Below are 14,400 nucleotides of genomic sequence, written 5' to 3'. Positions count from 1 at the left end.
CCGAACCGGGTTCTCCGGTTGCATCTCTGCGGGAGATGTCCCGGATGTTGGGACGATCTCTCAGTGAAGCGGTCGCCGGACGCGGCTGAACCAACGGCGTACGGTCCGTTTCAGCCGGTGTCGCGAGGTGTTGCACTCCACCAGAGGCAGGGTGAGGCCGACCCGGTCGGCGTCGGCCAGTTCGCGCAGCAGGATCTCCGCGGCCACCCGGGTGTCGTCACCGGCGTCGTGGGCCCTCAGTTGCTCGACCGCGTAGTAGGCCGCGATGGTCGCCAGGGACTTGTCCGGAACCTCCAGCGCGAGCGCCTTCGCGAACCGCATCGTGCACAGCCACTCCAGGACCTCGAGGCGTACGCCGGCACGGTCCGACTCCACGGCCACGAACGTCCAGTCGAACGCGGCGTTGTGGGCCACGAAGACCCGGCCGGCGAGACGCTGGGCGATCGTGGCGGCCACGTCCCGGAAGGGCGGGGCACCGGCGAGGTCGGCACTGGTCAGGCCGTGGACCTCGACCGGTCCGGGGTCGACGCCGGCGCCGGGGTTGACCAGCGTCTCCCACTCCGACTCGGCGGTGCCGTCGGCGGCGATCTGGCGGATCGCCACCTGGATCACGCGGTCGCGGTAGGGGTCGAGCCCGGTCGTCTCGACGTCGAGGACCGCGTAGCCCCGGCTATTTCGCCGGGCTTCGCTTCGGCCGCGTGATTCGGTGGTGGTCACAAGGCTGACGGTATCGGTGAGCACCGACAGTCCGGGCCGGCGTCCCCGCGTGCGGAGCTAGCCCGACACCACGCCCAGAGCCACGATGCCGACGATGAAGAGCAGCAGCACGACCATCATGAGGACGAAGCCGAGGATTCCGGGCTTGCCCTGCTTCTCGTGCCCGATCGCACCCTTGCTGAACCCGGTCAGCGGCGCGGCGTAGAAGACCGGAACGGTCTGGCCCTCGGCGACGTCGAAGCTCAGCGACGCCTTGCCGAACTTCCAGGTCCACTGGGCGTACATGTCGACGTTCCAGCGCCCCGGCGGCACCGGGAAGACGTTCCGGCCGTACTGCGTCGGCATCTGGTGGCCGTTGAGCTTCACCGTCGGCACGATCATGTTCGAGGTCATGTGGCTGCCCTGGATCGTCAGGTCGATCCACCCCACGGGCGGCTGTCCGGGCACTGGCTGGCCCGTCTGGTCCGGCATCGTCATGGGGCGAATCATGCCCGACGGACGGGACCCTCGCTGCTCAGACCTCCACGCTCCCGCCGTCGCGCCAGTAGTAGCCGCCCTCGCGCATCATGAATCCCTCTTCGTGGAGGTAGCGTCGCAGCGCCGCGACGTCCTCGTGGAACTGTCTCAGGATGTCGTTGACCTCGCGCTCGGGGTAGACCTTCCCCGGCTCGAAAGCCTGCGCGAGCTGGTTGAGCACGACCAGCTTCTTGACGTGCTTCGACGGGATCGTCAGCAGCCGCCCGTCCTTGCCGAAGAACCGTCTCAGGGTCTCGGCGTCGTCGGGTCGGGGCTGCCAGGTCGCGCGAGTCACCTCTTCATCGTGGCCGATCCGGCTGGGCCAAGCGAGTGGTTTCTCTGCCGCGTCCGCCCTCGTGCCCGGCTGACGAGGTCGTGAGCGGCGGAGGCCCAGTCGGCGTACTCGAACTCGAAGCCCGCTTCTCGCAGCCTTCCCGGGACGACGCGACGGCTCTTGAGGAGCAGTTCGGTGTCCGTGCGCAGCACCCAGGCTCCGACCTCAGCCATCCAGCGAGTGGCGGGCAACCCGATCGGCATGCCCGCCTCATCGCGCAGCGTGCGCATCAGGTCGCGCTGGGGCAATGGTCCCGGTGCTGCCAGGTTCACCGGTCCGGCGATGGCATCGTGCTCGATGAGCAGATCGCAGGCGCGTACGAAGTCGGTCTCATGGATCCAGGAGACGAACTGGTCGCCGCCGGCGACGGGCCCGCCGAGACCGAGGCGCGCCATGGTGAGGAGTACGTCGAGGACGCCGCCTTTGTCAGGGCTCATCACCATCGCCGAGCGGAGCGCAACCTTGCGGGTGTGTGGTGTTGCCGCCGCGGCCTGCTCGGCCTCCCAGCTCTTGGCGATCCTCGTCGAGAACTCCCAGTAGGCGGGGGTGTCGGGTTCGCTACCGCCGATGATGCCGGTCGCCTCGTCGTTGGGCCCGTCGAAGCGGTGGGCGTAGATCGTCGCGGTGCTCATCTGCAGCCATGTGTGCGGCGGAGCCGATGCCTTCGCGATCGCCTCGCCGACGACCCTGGTCGACTCGACGCGCGAGTCCATCATCTGCTTCAGGTTCACGTCGGTGTAGCGGCAGCTGACCGTCCGGCCCGCGAGGTTCACCACCACGTCCGCGCCGTCGATCTCATCTGCCCACGGACCGATCGTCCGGCCGTCCCAGACCTGATGACGTACGCCTTCCTCCAGCTGTTCGGGGTGGCGGGAGAGCACCACGACCTCATGTCCTCGAGTGCTCCAGGAACGCCGCAGGATGCCTCCGACCTGGCCGGTTCCGCCAGGGATGACGATCTTCATGTCTGCGACCATACGGTCAATTTGAGCGATCGCTCAAGAGGTGCGCTACCTTGAATTTGAGCAATCGCTCAAATGAGTCGGAGGAGGCGTACGTGGTGGGTCTGGTGCGGATCATTTTCGGAGTCTTCCTCCGGGCATGGCTGTCGCCGCCGGTCTGATCGCGGGACTCCTCGCGCATGCGATCACCCGTCGTGCGCGGATCCGGGCGCTGCGTACTCCTGAGATCTTCGTCTACTTCGCGTTGGCGGGAACGCCGGTGTCGACCCGCGCGACTCGTGATGGCGGAAGGATGGATCCATGCCGGGCCGTGGATCGCCCTGCTCTGCGCGTTCGTAGGCTTCATCGGTGGCGGCATACTCGGTCTCGTCCTGATCGGCTACAACCTGCTCGTCACCAAGGAGCCCGCCGCAGAATGAACCCCACCAAGGCCAAGCTGATGTCGGCGGTCACCGACCTGCTCAAGCAGGAGGGGATCGCCGGTCTCTCGGCGCGGGCGGTCGCCGACCGGGCAGGGGTCAACCAGGCGCTGGTCTTCTACCACTTCGGAACCGTCATGGATCTCGTCGACCAGGCGTGCCGGGCGGCGACGGACGAGGCGGCGGCGTCCTATCGGGACGAGCTCGCGGAGGTGACCTCGCTGAGCGAGCTGCTGGAGCTCGGTCGCGGGCTTCATGAGCGGGAACGAGCCGCGGGCAACATCACGCTGATGGCTCAGCTCCTGGCCGGTGCGCAGCGCGACCAAACGCTGGCCGAGACAGCGCGGTACGCGCTGGGTCGGTGGAACGAAGAGGTCGAGGCCGCTGTCGCTCGCGCCTTGACTGGAAGCCCGGTCGAGGCCGTGGTTGACGCGCCTGGATTATCGCGCGCGATCAGCTCGGCGTTCATCGGCCTGCTCATGTACGACGGCGTCGACCGCCCCGGCGCGGATTCGGCCTTCGCCTCCCTCGAGCAGCTCGGCACGCTCGTCGAGGTCATCGAGGATCTCGGGCCGACGGCCCGGCTCATCCTTCGCTCCCGGCTCAAAGGCCGCGGCTAGCGCCACTCTATGTGCGTCTGGTGAACCGGATGTCGCCGCTGGGTAGGCGTTCGTGGAGGTACGCGGTGTCGTGGGCGCGGTGGTGGTGATGGGAGCAGAGCAGGGCGGCGTTGTCGAGGTCGGTGTTTCCGCCGAGTGCCCAGGCGATCCAGTGGTGGGCCTCGGCCCAGGTGCCGGGGATGTCGCACCCCTCGGCCTCGCAGGTCGCTGACCTGAGGAGGAGAGCGCGGCGTTGGGCGGCGGTGAAGAAGCGTTGCATACGGCCCAGGTCAAGAACCTCGGAAGCACCGCCGAGGACGGCGGGGATGATGCCTGCGGTGCAGGCTAGACGGCGGGCTTCGGCGGCGGTGATCGGGGTGCCGCCGAGGATCTGGGCGATGCCGGCTTCCTTGCGGAGCTGGTCGATATCGATGGTCACGATAACGGTGGTGGCGTCCCCGCCGTGGATCGGGAGCCGGGTCGGGTCGAGGGTCTCCAGCATCTGGCACAACGCTCGCCCGAGGCGGCGGTCGTAGGGAAGGTACTCGCCGGTGTCGGTGCGGGTGCCGTCGTCGCGGCGGGGTGAGGCGAAGGCCTCCAGGTTGGTCGTGAGCCGGTCCGCGGCCGCATCTGGGACCACCGCGGAGATGCGGGTGGTGCCGTCCCCGAGCCGGCGCATGGACAGGCGGGTCTTCTTGCGGGCGTGGGCCTCCTCCGCGGCGAGCCGTTTCGCTTCCTCGGCCTCGGCGATCTCAGGCGCGATCACGTCCAGGATCCGGCGCCCGAGGCGGCGGAGCTGGATGGGGTCGAACTGGGTCGCATAGGCGACCAGGGCCTCCTCGGCCTTGATCCGGATCTCGGGGTCAAGGTCGGCTGGCAGCTCATCGAGGGCATTGACGATCACCTGGGCCTGGGCCGGGTTGCAGGCGCCTGCCCGCATCGCGGCCGCGACCAGCACGTAGGAACGGTCGAGCGCCTCGGCGAGGCGGAGGTCGGCGCGGAGGGTCTCGGGGCGCTGGTGGGTGTGGTGATGCAGCCATGCCGCGACATCCCGTGCGGCACTCTCGGCCGCGACGTCGTCGGCCGCGGCGAGCACCCGCAGCTCGAGTTCAGCCAACTGGGCTCTAGCCCGGGCGATCTCGAGCAGGGTGGTGGCCTTCTGGTCGGTGGCCATGAACGAGGGGTTCGCCTCAGCAACCTGCTCGAGGGAGGCGGTGATCGCGACCACGGCCCCCAGCACAGGGTGTTGGGGCTGTTGCAGCGTGGTCATCGAACGGTCACCTCCCGACGTACGAACTCTTCACACCCGCGCACGCGGATGTGTTCTGGTTCGCTGGTCTCGGAGGCCCGGCAGTACGGGCTATTACTTACCCTCGCAGCTCAGCGTTCACGCCCCTGGTTCCCCTGGATTACCCCACACCCGTTGTCTCCCGAGCGACAGAGCACGCCTCATTCTGAGGTGGTCGGCCTTCACATTTACGCCTGTGCCGAGCCTACCACACAACGCAAAACAACCGAACCCAATCAGGGACAGATATCCCAACCAAGACCCAGACCGCTGCTGGAAGCCCGCAAGACAGCCAAATGGCACCCAGCCAGGCACCCTGGTTCTAAATCTCCCAACCCAGACAACGTATTGGCCCCACCCACGCTGGAACTCAGGCACAAACCACGCTCAACCCACAAGCGCGGCCCGGGCCATCACGAGGCGGTCGGCGCAGCGCACGGGCATGGTCTGCCAGTAGTAGGGGAAGGTCATGAGCGCGATGAAGAGGGCCCAGCCGCGGCCGCGAAGCCAGGTGGCGTCGTCGATGTCCAAGATCCTGCGGAACTCGTCGCGGCCGGCTGCGTCGAGGAGCTCCCAGGCACAGATCAGGTCGACGGTGGGGTCGCCGACGGAGAGGGCTCCGAAGTCGAGTACGGCGGTGAGGCGGCCGTCGCGGGAGAGGAGGTTCTCGGCGAGCAGGTCGCCGTGGAGCCAGTGGGTCCCGGCCTCCGCAGGGGCGAGGGCCATCACCTCGTCCCAGACTGACTCGACCGCGTCCAGGTCCAGCTCGAGATCGGCGAGCTGGCAACACTCACGCAGCCTCGACCGGACGTCGACATCGAAGCCGGCGATCGGCTCGCCGCGATACCAGCGCAGCTCGGGGTCGTCGAGGGCCTCCTGGGGCACCTCGGTCCGGCGGAGCCCCGTCACGACCGAGGCCAGGTCCGCGGCGGTGACGTCACCCGCGCCAGGGGCAGGCTTCTCGCCGTCGAGCCAGCGCACCACACTCCAGCGCTCGGGATAGCCGAAGCCCGGCTCGCCGACCGTCACCACCTCGGGCGTCGCCACCTCGAGGTTGGCCGCGAACCCGGGCAGCCAGCGCGCCTCCTGCGTGATCGTGGCGGATCCGCCGGGCTGGCGGGGGAGGCGTACGAGATGCTCCTCGCCCAGCCGGAAGAGCCGGTTGGTCGACCCGGTCGAGTCCAGCGGGCGGAGGGCAAGTTCTGCGTACGCGGCGAGGTCCCGCCTCAGCAGGGACCGCACCAGGTCCGCGTCGATCATCAGTTCGTCATCGTGCATCCGTGCGCTCATCGTGCCCGAGCCAACCATGCCGATGGCCGGCTCCGCGCGGGATTTTCGCGAAGGTCAGACGAGGGTGATCGAGACGAGCGCCCGATCGCCGACCTGGAGGTCCTCCCGGCGGCGTACGTCCTTCTTGATCGGCAGTGCATAGCCTTCCTGGCCTGGGAAGACCGACGTCCTCCAGGTGGTCGTGCCGATCCGCGCCTCGACCCTCACCGACCCGAAGCCGCGCGGCGGGCCGGTCGCGATCGACGCCTCGCGGATCTCTTCGGTGACCTCAGGTGGCGCGGTCACGAAGATCCAGGCGTCGGTCGTGTCCTTCCACGGCCACAGCTCGGCCTCGAAATCCCAGGTCTCCACGCGCTCATCCTCCCAGGTCGGCGTCTGGAAAATGATGGATCGACCGGCATGGCCGGCGGCTAGGGTGCGGCCATGGCTGACCCTCGCTCCCTCGCCCAGAGACTCTCCGACACCCGCACTCGTCTGGAGAACGACATCGACCTCTGGATCGCCTCCGCGCACGACGACCAGCCGTGGCTGGTGCCGATCTCGTTCGTGTGGTGGGAGGGCGAGATCTGGATCGCGAGCATGGGCGGTGCGCGCACCCAGCGCAACCTGTCCGCCTCCCCGGTCGTACGCCTGGCGCTAGGCGAGCTGCGCGACGTCGTGATCATCGACGGTCGCGCCGAGGTCGAGCCGATGGAGCGTACGCCGAAGCGGGTCCTGGAGATCTACGCCGAGAAGCAGGGCGGCGACCCGAGCAGCTGGGCGGACAGCCTGATCCGCGTCCGGCCTACGAAGATCCAGGCGTGGCGCGAGTCGAACGAGCTCGAGGGACGCCACCTGATGCGGAACGGCCGCTGGCTGGACGAGGGCGGGTCCGATGGAAGCTGAGATCCCGCTGACCGAGGACACCTTCCGCGCGCTCGCCCGATCCTCGCCGTGGCTCTTCTCCGCTCTGCACTTCACCTGGCGGACGCGGGACGAAGGCGACGTCGAGTGCTGGTTGCGCAGACCCGGCTGGCTCCGGGTGCGCGATGCCGGCGGGGATCGCGTAAAGAGGGGTGAGGGTCCGGTGTTCGATCCGGAGCCGGTGCTTCGCGCCGACGGTCTGGTGGAGAGCCGGTCGCGGGCCTACACCCACGACATCGACGACCCGATGTGGAACAACTACGTCTTCGTGTCGATGCTCGATCCCGAAGAGCTCTCCGCCGACGTCCTGCTGGGCGACCTGCGTTCGGAGGAGCGAGCGGGTCGGGAGACCTGGTGGGCGAGGGCGGTGCCCGGGGACGGGTACGAGCCGCGGTGCGGTTGTTGTCCGCTGCTGTGGTCCTGGGTCTCCGACCGCTACGAGTACGGCGACGGCGACCCGGGCTGGGAGCCGTCCCCGGGGACGGTCTACCCCGAGGCGTACGACGTCGCGCTGGACGTCGCGACCGGGGTCGTCGTGCAGCTGACCCCGGTCGGAGGTTCACGTCCCGATCTCGGCTTCGAGACCACGATCCATGAGGCAGAACTGTCGGTGGTCTCTGTTTAGGTGGTGGTGAGGACGACATCCGATCCAGACGGAGGAGATGTCATGACCATCAGCACGACCATCGATGAGGAGATCGAGCGGCTCGAGGAGGAGCTCGGCGAGCGGCCTGCCTGTGAGTGCAGCTGTGGCAGCCCGGACAGCGACGCGGAGCCTTGTGGCGAGGTGGCGGCGTACGCGGTGACCGTGCTCTGTCCCGACGACCGGTGCACCCACACCTACCTGTTGTGCCGCGAGTGCCGAGACCTTTGGGTGCAGAACTGTCCACCCCCTCACCAGCTCCGCGTCGTTGCGCTCGGGTGAGGCTCATGCCACCGGCACCACCCACACGTCGGCGACCGAGGGGTCGTAGTCGGCGCCGGTGTCCCGGAACCGGATCCGCACCGAGCCGTCCGCGGTCAGCGCCGAGGGCTCCACCAGGAACTGGTGGGTCATCGCGCCCTGCCCGCCGCCGGTGCGGGTCAGGTCGACGCTGCGCGCGACCTGACCGTCGAGCTCGACGTCGTAGGTCTTGCGGCGCGCGCCGTCGAACGTCTCCACGATGCGGACCACGAACGATCCATCCGCCGGCACCGCGGCGTCGAACTCGAACCAGCCGCCGGGGTAGGAGGAGTGCGTGTAGCGGCGGGTCAGTCCGGCCTCCTGATTGGTCCCCGACCGCTCGGAGGCAGTCAGTCCGTGCGCCGTCTCCGAGGTGGCCTCGCCGAGGTCGATGTGATCGGTCGACTCCGACGGTGGCGTCGCGAGTCCGACGGTCACGGTGGCCGCCGCCTGCTCCGCCGGCGTCGCTCCGGTCGCCACGGTCAGGGAGACCGGGCCGGCCACAACCGTCTGCGGCACGACGACCTCGACGTCCACATCGGCGTCCTGGCCGGCCGGGATCTCGTAGCCCACCGGCTCCGCCGACCAGCCGGCGGGACCGGTCAGTGACAGCTCGCCGCGCTGGGTGACGTCGCTGCGGTTGTGCAGCGTGGCGGAGATGGTCGCGGTCTGTCCGCCGTCGGCCGACGCCGGGGCGCTCGACGTCGCGGTGATCTGCACTCCGGGTCCGACCATCAGGGTGCCTCCCACCGGGAGCCCGGCGGTGCCACCCGAGCGGCTGTAGGACAGCTCACCGCTGAGCTCCGCGGGACCCACGGCGGCATCCTCCGGCACCGTGACCTCATAGGCGTGCTCGACCTGTCCGCCGGCGGGCACTGTGTCGGCGGGTGCGCCGACCGGCTCCGCCGTCCACCCGTCCGGCACCTCGAGCGACGAGGCCACCTCCTTCAGCGACTGCTTGCCGGAGTTGTCGACCCGCACCGACACCTCGACGACGTCGCCGGGGAGGACCTCCTCGCCGGGGACCTGCAGGACGGCGACGGCGCCGACAAGTCGGGCCGAAGCGCGCGAGAGACTCTTCTCGATCGCCGTCAGTCGGTCGCGCAGACCTGCCGCGGTCGCTTCGGTGACCATGCCGTTGTCGGCGTACATCTGGACGGCGCGGTCGAGGTTCGCGGCTGCCGCGAGGGCACGGTGGACCGCCTCGGCGACCCGCTCCTCCTCGGCGTCACGAGCGGCGAGGTCCCATGCCCCGCTGATCTCGCCGCGCAGCAGAGCTGTCCGCTTCGCGAGGTCGCGCTTGGCGGCACGGCCCGCGGGGCCATCGAGGTTCAGGGAGGAGACCTGCGCAGCCGTCGCGGCAGCCTCCGCCCGAGCGGCCCCGAGGTCCCCGAGCGCGGGAGCGACCGCGAAGCTGTAGTCGCCGGATCCGACCTCGAGAACGACCACGCCCTCGTCCTCACGCACGAACTCGACGTGCTCCGAGTCCTCGATCGGCGAGCCGCCGCCCTCGGTCACCGCCCACCGGTTGGCCGCGGGGATCCGCACCTCCGCGGTCGTGTTGGCCGGGACGGTCACGTCGAGGGTCATCGGCCCGTCGTCGGTCGCCCACGCGCTGCGTACGGTGCCGTACGGGGTCTGCAGGCTGTAGTCGACGTCGTCGACACCGTCTCCGGGCTCGGGCGCGATGGTGATCTTGCGGTAGCCGGGCTCGGCGGCCGAGACCCCGGCCATGGTGCGGTACATCCACTCGCCGACGGCGCCGTACGCGTAGTGGTTGAAGGAGTTCATGCCCACGTCGTTGAACGTGCCGTCCGGGTTGATCGAGTTCCAGCGCTCCCAGATCGTGGTGGCGCCCTTGCCGATCTCATAACCCCACGACGGGTAGTCCTCGTGCTGCAGCAGTCGGTAGGCGATGTCGGTGCGTCCGGCCTTGGTCAGCGCGGGCAGCAGCCCGTCGACGCCGAGGAACCCGGTCGAGAGGTGGTAGTCACGCCGCTCGAGCGTCTGCACGAACTGGTCTAGACCGCATCGCGCCGGTCCTCGGGCTCGAGGTCGTTGGTCAGGGTGAGGATGTACGCCGTCTGGCTGTCGCCCTTGACGGAGCCGTCGGCCGCGATGAACGCCTGCTGGTACGCCGCCCGGATGGCCTCGTAGCGCGCCTGGTAGGCAGCGGCGTCGGCGTCCCTGCCGATGGCCTTCGCCATCTGCGCGAACTCCCGGGTGCTCTTCGCGACGAAAGCGGTGTCCAGGACGTCCGCGGGTGTCGGGTCGTCGAGGTTGAGCCAGTCCAGGTAGCCGCCGGCGGACCTGATGTGTCCGGTCGAGTCGGCGTCGAGGAAGTCGACGTAGCGCTTCATCATGTCGTAGTTCTCGGTGATGACGCCGGTGTCGCCGTAGGCCCGCCACAGCGTCCAGGGCACGTGCACGCCCGCGTCCATCCAGCCGGCCGACTCGTAGCCGCCGTCGAAGCGGCCCGGGACGACCGGGGCTACGCCGGGCAGCGATCCGTTGGGCCGCTGGGTGTCGCGCAGGTCCTGCATCCACTTGGTCAGGAACGACTCGGAGTCCATGTTGTAGACCGCCGTCCGGGCGAACACGTTGATGTCGCCGGTCCACCCCATCCGCTCGTCGCGAGCCGGGGTGTCGGTCGGGATGGAGAGGAAGTTGCCGCGCATGCCCCAGACGATGTTGCTCTGCAGTTGGTCGACCAGGTCCGAGCTGGTGTCCAGCGTGCTGGCCAGGTCGCCGTCGGTGCCGACCACGACGCCCACGAGGTCGGAGGCATCGGGCGCCTCCTCCACGCCGGAGATCTCGACGTAGCGGAAGCCGTGGAAGGTGAAGGACGGCTCGTACGTCTCCGGCTCGTCCGACCCGAAGGTGTAGGTGTCCGTGGCCTTCGCGCTGCGGAGGTTGGCGGTGTAGAGAGTGCCGTCCGGGTTGAGCACCTCGCCGTGGCGGATGGTCACCGTCTGGCCCTTCTCTCCCTGCAGGGTGAGACGGACGTGGCCGACCATGTTCTGGCCGAGGTCGTAGAGGTAGACACCATCGGTGGGCGAGTCGATCCGCTTCGAGGTCTCGAGCTCCTCGGTGACGCGTACGTCGACGGCCGTCTGTGGCTCGAGCACGTCGGTCGGCTCGTCCCTGACGGCGACGGCGGCCCAGTCCCGGGCGTCATATCCGGCCCGGTCCCAGCCTTCGACCTCTGCCGCGCGGCGGGCGTCGTACCACTCACCGTCGAGGAGATCGGCCTCACGGGTCGGTCCGCCGGTGGTGCGCCAGGTGTCGTCGGTGCGTACGACCTCGCTGGTGCCGTCGGAGTAGTCGACGACGAGCTCGGCGATCACGGAGTTGTCGGTGCCGTAGACGTCGGTGCCGAACATCGCGACCTTGCCGGAGTACCAGCCGGGCGCGACCTCGGCCCCGAACACGTTCGATCCCGAGCGCACCAGCTCGGTCACGTCGTAGGTCTGGTAGTCGATGCGCTTGTCGTACGCCGTCCAGCCGGGTGCCAGTTCGGCGTCGCCGACCCGCTTGCCGTTGAGGCGCAGCTCGTAGACGCCGCGCGCCGAGGCGTAGACGCGGGCACGGGCGACCTTCTTCGACCCCAGGTCGACCTCCTTGCGCAGCAGCGGCACCGCGTCGTCGCCGCGCAGCCACGCCTCGCCGCCGGCGTTGTCGACCCGGAGCCCGTCGGCGGTGACGGTGCCGGCGGTGAAGGTGCGGTCGCCGGTCGGGAAGTCGGTGTCCACCAGGGCGGTGCCGCCGGCGCTGGTGACGGTCACGTCGTGGACCAGCCCGTGCTCGGCCCCGTTGGTGCGGAAGCCCATGACCCCGGGCCCGGCGAAGGTGGCATCGGTGCGCTGGTCGAGCTGCTGGCCGTCGATCGTGGTCGTGATCGTGTCGCCCGCGACGGTGATCGCGTAGTCGTGCTCGGCGGCGAAGTCGAAGCCGCTCGGGACCGGCTTCGCGGGCAGCACGGAGTAGCCGCCGTTGCGCTTCACGTGCGGACGAAGCGCGTCATCGGACTCGCTGAACTGCCACATGTAGGCGTTCTCGGTGTTCTCGCCACGGAAGTAGACGCCGAGCGCTCCGCCGATGTCGGAGGCGGTGAACTCGATCGTGTAGTCGGTCCACTCCGCGCCCAGCTCAGCAGTCTCCGCGCCGATCCAGTCCGCGGTCCACGCCTGTTTGCCGAGGCCGGTGGCGAACGTCGCCGGCTCGCTCCACGAGGAGGCGACGCCGTCGTCGTCCCAGACCCGCACCGACCACACGTAGTCAGTGCGAGGCTTCAGCGCGGGGCCGGCATACCGGACGTCGACTGACTGCCCGGACCTCACCTTCCGGCTGTCCCACACGTCGGGCGAGGTGAGCCGTCGCTCAGAGGATGCGACCCGGATCTGGTACGCCTTCTGGGTCACGCCGCGGCGGTCGGAGTCGAGCTGCCATCCCAGTGTGGGGGCGGTCGTCGCGATGCCGAGCGGATCGACCAGCGCATTCGTACGCAGCTCGCCGACGACGGGGACGGAGCCCACGCTCTCGGTCGATGGGACGGCGCTGGCGGCGAGCGGGGGTAGTGCGGGGGAGAGGACGACGGCGAGGGTGGCCGTGACCAGCCCGGCGATGTGTCGGCGCACGCGGACTCCTGAGGTCGAGGAATTGAAACGCTTCACCGAGTATGGCGTGCGTCACATTCCGCGTGCATCGACTTGGCCGCATCCGGCCACGGCCAACGATTCAACCGGTCAGGAGGTGAGGTCGTCGAGGGAGTCGGCGTCGACGATCCGGTATGCGTAGCCCTGCTCGGCCAGGAAGCGCTGGCGGTTCTGGGCGAAGTCGGCGTCGACGGTGTCGCGGGAGACGATCGTGTAGAAGTGCGCGGTCTTGTTGCCGTCGCCGGGGCGCAGCAGCCGGCCGAGCCGTTGGGCCTCCTCCTGGCGGGAGCCGTAGGCCCCGGAGACCTGGATCGCGACCTCGGCCGAGGGCAGGTCGATGGAGAAGTTGGCGACCTTGGAGACGACCAGCAGGTCGATCTCGCCGGAGCGGAAGGCGTTGAATAGCCGCTGTCGCTCCTTGACCGACGTCTTGCCCTCGATCACCGGGGCGTCGAGCGAGGCGGCGATCTCGTCGATCTGCTCGAGATACTGCCCGATCACGAGCGTCGGCTTGCCGGCGTGGGAGGAGACGATCTCCTTGACCACGTCGATCTTGTGGTGCGTGCACGAAGCGATCCGGTAGCGCTCGTCGGGCTCGGCGGTGGCGTAGACGAGCCGCTCGTCGGCAGGCAGCGTCACCCGCACCTCGACGCAGTCGGCCGGGGCGATCCAGCCCTGCGCCTCGATGTCCTTCCACGGAGCGTCGTAGCGCTTGGGACCGATCAGGGAGAACACGTCGCCCTCGCGCCCGTCCTCGCGCACCAGCGTCGCGGTCAGGCCGAGCCGGCGACGCGCCTGCAGGTCCGCGGTCATCCGGAAGATCGGGGCGGGAAGGAGGTGCACCTCGTCGTAGACGACCAGCCCCCAGTCGCGGGCGTCGAGCAGCTCCAGGTGGGGATAGGCGCCCTTCCGGCGCATGGTCAGCACCTGGTAGGTGGCGATCGTGACCGGCCGGATCTCCTTGACCGACCCCGAGTACTCGCCGATCTCGTCAGCGGTCAGTGAGGTGCGGCGTACGAGCTCGTCCTTCCACTGCCGCGCGGAGACGGTGTTGGTGACGAGGATCAGCGTGGTCGCCTGGGCGTGCGCCATGGCGGCGGCGCCGACCAGCGTCTTGCCGGCGCCGCACGGGAGCACGACGACCCCGGAGCCACCGTGCCAGAACGACTCGGCCGCCTCCGACTGGTAGGGGCGCAGCGTCCAGTTGGTGGTGTCCAGCGCGATCGAGTGCGCCTCGCCGTCGACGTAGCCCGCGTAGTCCTCGGCCGGCCAGCCGAGCTTGAGCAGCGCCTGCTTGAGGTTGCCGCGCTCGGAGGGGTGGACGACGACGGTGTCCTCGTCGAGCCGTTCGCCGAGCATCCCGGCGACCTTCTTCGCCCGGATGACCTCCTCCAGCACCGCCCGGTCGGCGGAGACCAGCACCAGCCCGTTGGCCGGGTTCTTCTCCAGACGGAGCCGGCCGTAGCGGGCCATCGTCTCGGCGACATCGACCAGCAGGGAGTGCGGTACGGGATAGCGGGAGAACTCGAGCAGCGTGTCCACCACCTGCTCGGCGTCGTGCCCGGCTGCGCGCGCGTTCCACAGCCCCAACGGAGTCAGCCGGTAGGTGTGGATGTGCTCCGGCGACCGCTCCAGCTCGGCGAACGGCGCGATCGCCTTGCGGCACTCACCTGCCCGGGCATGGTCGACCTCGAGCAGCAGCGTCTTGTCCGACTGGACGATCAGGGGGCCGTCGTTCACCGGACCAGCCTACGGGCCGACCCGCGGACCGTGA

The 14,400-nt window shown here is 69.2% G+C and carries 15 protein-coding genes; 5 read left to right on the top strand and 10 right to left on the bottom strand.

The window, feature by feature from the left end; translation table 11 throughout:
- Positions 1-60: 60 nt before the first annotated feature.
- From ABZU72_RS23635 to ABZU72_RS23620, 4 genes are read right to left on the bottom strand one after another with little or no spacing between them, the layout of a single operon-like run.
- Positions 61-717 carry an exonuclease domain-containing protein gene (locus ABZU72_RS23635; protein ID WP_355021227.1) on the bottom strand — a complete coding sequence of 219 codons (657 nt, stop codon included), beginning with the start codon at positions 715-717 and terminating at the stop codon, positions 61-63.
- Positions 718-774: 57 nt separating this feature from the next.
- The gene (locus ABZU72_RS23630; protein ID WP_355021226.1) at positions 775-1,194 is read right to left on the bottom strand and encodes a hypothetical protein; all 420 of its coding nucleotides are present in this window, start codon (positions 1,192-1,194) and stop codon (positions 775-777) included.
- 37 nt (positions 1,195-1,231) lie between these two features.
- Positions 1,232-1,528 (bottom strand): DUF2087 domain-containing protein, encoded by a 297-nt coding sequence (locus tag ABZU72_RS23625; RefSeq protein WP_355021225.1) that lies wholly within the window; start codon positions 1,526-1,528, stop codon positions 1,232-1,234.
- Positions 1,525-2,532 (bottom strand): TIGR01777 family oxidoreductase, encoded by a 1,008-nt coding sequence (locus ABZU72_RS23620; protein WP_355021224.1) that lies wholly within the window; start codon positions 2,530-2,532, stop codon positions 1,525-1,527. The genes ABZU72_RS23625 and ABZU72_RS23620 overlap by 4 nt, the downstream gene beginning before the upstream one ends.
- A gap of 278 nt (positions 2,533-2,810) precedes the next feature.
- Between ABZU72_RS23620 and ABZU72_RS23615 the strand changes: the two genes are divergently transcribed.
- Both ABZU72_RS23615 and ABZU72_RS23610 read left to right on the top strand, forming a co-directional pair.
- Positions 2,811-2,948, top strand: coding sequence for a hypothetical protein (locus ABZU72_RS23615; RefSeq protein WP_355021223.1), 138 nt, complete (start codon positions 2,811-2,813; stop codon positions 2,946-2,948).
- Positions 2,945-3,568 (top strand): TetR/AcrR family transcriptional regulator, encoded by a 624-nt coding sequence (locus tag ABZU72_RS23610; protein WP_355021222.1) that lies wholly within the window; start codon positions 2,945-2,947, stop codon positions 3,566-3,568. The genes ABZU72_RS23615 and ABZU72_RS23610 overlap by 4 nt, the downstream gene beginning before the upstream one ends.
- Positions 3,569-3,575: 7 nt before the next feature.
- Here the strand turns inward: ABZU72_RS23610 and ABZU72_RS23605 are convergent, their stop codons facing one another.
- The 3 genes from ABZU72_RS23605 to ABZU72_RS23595 all read right to left on the bottom strand — a co-directional run bounded on the left by ABZU72_RS23605 (position 3,576) and on the right by ABZU72_RS23595 (position 6,476).
- A complete protein-coding gene (locus tag ABZU72_RS23605; protein ID WP_355021221.1) occupies positions 3,576-4,817 on the bottom strand; it encodes a DUF222 domain-containing protein in 1,242 nt (413 codons plus the stop codon).
- Positions 4,818-5,222: 405 nt separating this feature from the next.
- The gene (locus ABZU72_RS23600; protein WP_355021220.1) at positions 5,223-6,113 is read right to left on the bottom strand and encodes an aminoglycoside phosphotransferase family protein; all 891 of its coding nucleotides are present in this window, start codon (positions 6,111-6,113) and stop codon (positions 5,223-5,225) included.
- A 66-nt stretch (positions 6,114-6,179) separates the two neighbouring features.
- Entirely contained in the window at positions 6,180-6,476 is a 297-nt protein-coding gene (locus ABZU72_RS23595) for a DUF1905 domain-containing protein (protein WP_355021219.1), read from the bottom strand.
- Positions 6,477-6,548: 72 nt separating this feature from the next.
- Here ABZU72_RS23595 and ABZU72_RS23590 point away from each other — a divergent pair, with 72 nt between their 5' ends.
- Genes ABZU72_RS23590 through ABZU72_RS23580 form a run of 3 tightly spaced genes read left to right on the top strand, consistent with a single transcriptional unit; the run spans position 6,549 to position 7,953 of the window.
- Positions 6,549-7,010, top strand: a complete 462-nt coding sequence (locus tag ABZU72_RS23590; protein WP_355021218.1) for a pyridoxamine 5'-phosphate oxidase family protein — start codon at positions 6,549-6,551, stop codon at positions 7,008-7,010.
- Positions 7,000-7,653: a hypothetical protein gene (locus tag ABZU72_RS23585; protein WP_355021217.1), complete on the top strand. Its 654-nt coding sequence runs from the start codon at positions 7,000-7,002 to the stop codon at positions 7,651-7,653. Before ABZU72_RS23590 ends, ABZU72_RS23585 begins: the two co-directional genes overlap by 11 nt.
- Before the next feature lie 42 nt (positions 7,654-7,695).
- Positions 7,696-7,953, top strand: coding sequence for a hypothetical protein (locus tag ABZU72_RS23580; RefSeq protein WP_091052322.1), 258 nt, complete (start codon positions 7,696-7,698; stop codon positions 7,951-7,953).
- A 3-nt stretch (positions 7,954-7,956) separates the two neighbouring features.
- Here the strand turns inward: ABZU72_RS23580 and ABZU72_RS23575 are convergent, their stop codons facing one another.
- The 3 genes from ABZU72_RS23575 to ABZU72_RS23565 form a co-directional block, all read right to left on the bottom strand.
- On the bottom strand, positions 7,957-9,984 hold the full coding sequence (locus ABZU72_RS23575; RefSeq protein ID WP_355021216.1) for an alpha-L-rhamnosidase C-terminal domain-containing protein: 2,028 nt from the start codon (positions 9,982-9,984) through the stop codon (positions 7,957-7,959).
- Positions 9,985-9,992: 8 nt separating this feature from the next.
- Entirely contained in the window at positions 9,993-12,608 is a 2,616-nt protein-coding gene (locus ABZU72_RS23570) for a family 78 glycoside hydrolase catalytic domain (RefSeq protein WP_355021215.1), read from the bottom strand.
- 108 nt (positions 12,609-12,716) lie between these two features.
- Positions 12,717-14,366, bottom strand: a complete 1,650-nt coding sequence (locus ABZU72_RS23565; protein WP_355021214.1) for a DNA repair helicase XPB — start codon at positions 14,364-14,366, stop codon at positions 12,717-12,719.
- Positions 14,367-14,400: the final 34 nt, after the last annotated feature.

This window comes from Nocardioides sp. NPDC004968 (genome assembly GCF_040608935.1).
Classification (GTDB): domain Bacteria; phylum Actinomycetota; class Actinomycetes; order Propionibacteriales; family Nocardioidaceae; genus Nocardioides.
This window is presented reverse-complemented; position numbering and strand designations above follow the sequence as displayed.

Bases quoted from the DNA above. Each gene is read 5' to 3' on its own strand.
- ABZU72_RS23630 (WP_355021226.1), bottom strand. From the start codon at position 1,194: ATGACGATGCCGGACCAGACGGGCCAGCCAGTGCCCGGACAGCCGCCC.
- ABZU72_RS23620 (WP_355021224.1), bottom strand. From the start codon at position 2,532: ATGAAGATCGTCATCCCTGGCGGAACCGGCCAGGTCGGAGGCATCCTG.
- ABZU72_RS23615 (WP_355021223.1), top strand. From the start codon at position 2,811: ATGGCGGAAGGATGGATCCATGCCGGGCCGTGGATCGCCCTGCTCTGC.
- ABZU72_RS23610 (WP_355021222.1), top strand. From the start codon at position 2,945: ATGAACCCCACCAAGGCCAAGCTGATGTCGGCGGTCACCGACCTGCTC.
- ABZU72_RS23605 (WP_355021221.1), bottom strand. From the start codon at position 4,817: ATGACCACGCTGCAACAGCCCCAACACCCTGTGCTGGGGGCCGTGGTC.
- ABZU72_RS23600 (WP_355021220.1), bottom strand. From the start codon at position 6,113: ATGCACGATGACGAACTGATGATCGACGCGGACCTGGTGCGGTCCCTG.
- ABZU72_RS23590 (WP_355021218.1), top strand. From the start codon at position 6,549: ATGGCTGACCCTCGCTCCCTCGCCCAGAGACTCTCCGACACCCGCACT.
- ABZU72_RS23585 (WP_355021217.1), top strand. From the start codon at position 7,000: ATGGAAGCTGAGATCCCGCTGACCGAGGACACCTTCCGCGCGCTCGCC.
- ABZU72_RS23580 (WP_091052322.1), top strand. From the start codon at position 7,696: ATGACCATCAGCACGACCATCGATGAGGAGATCGAGCGGCTCGAGGAG.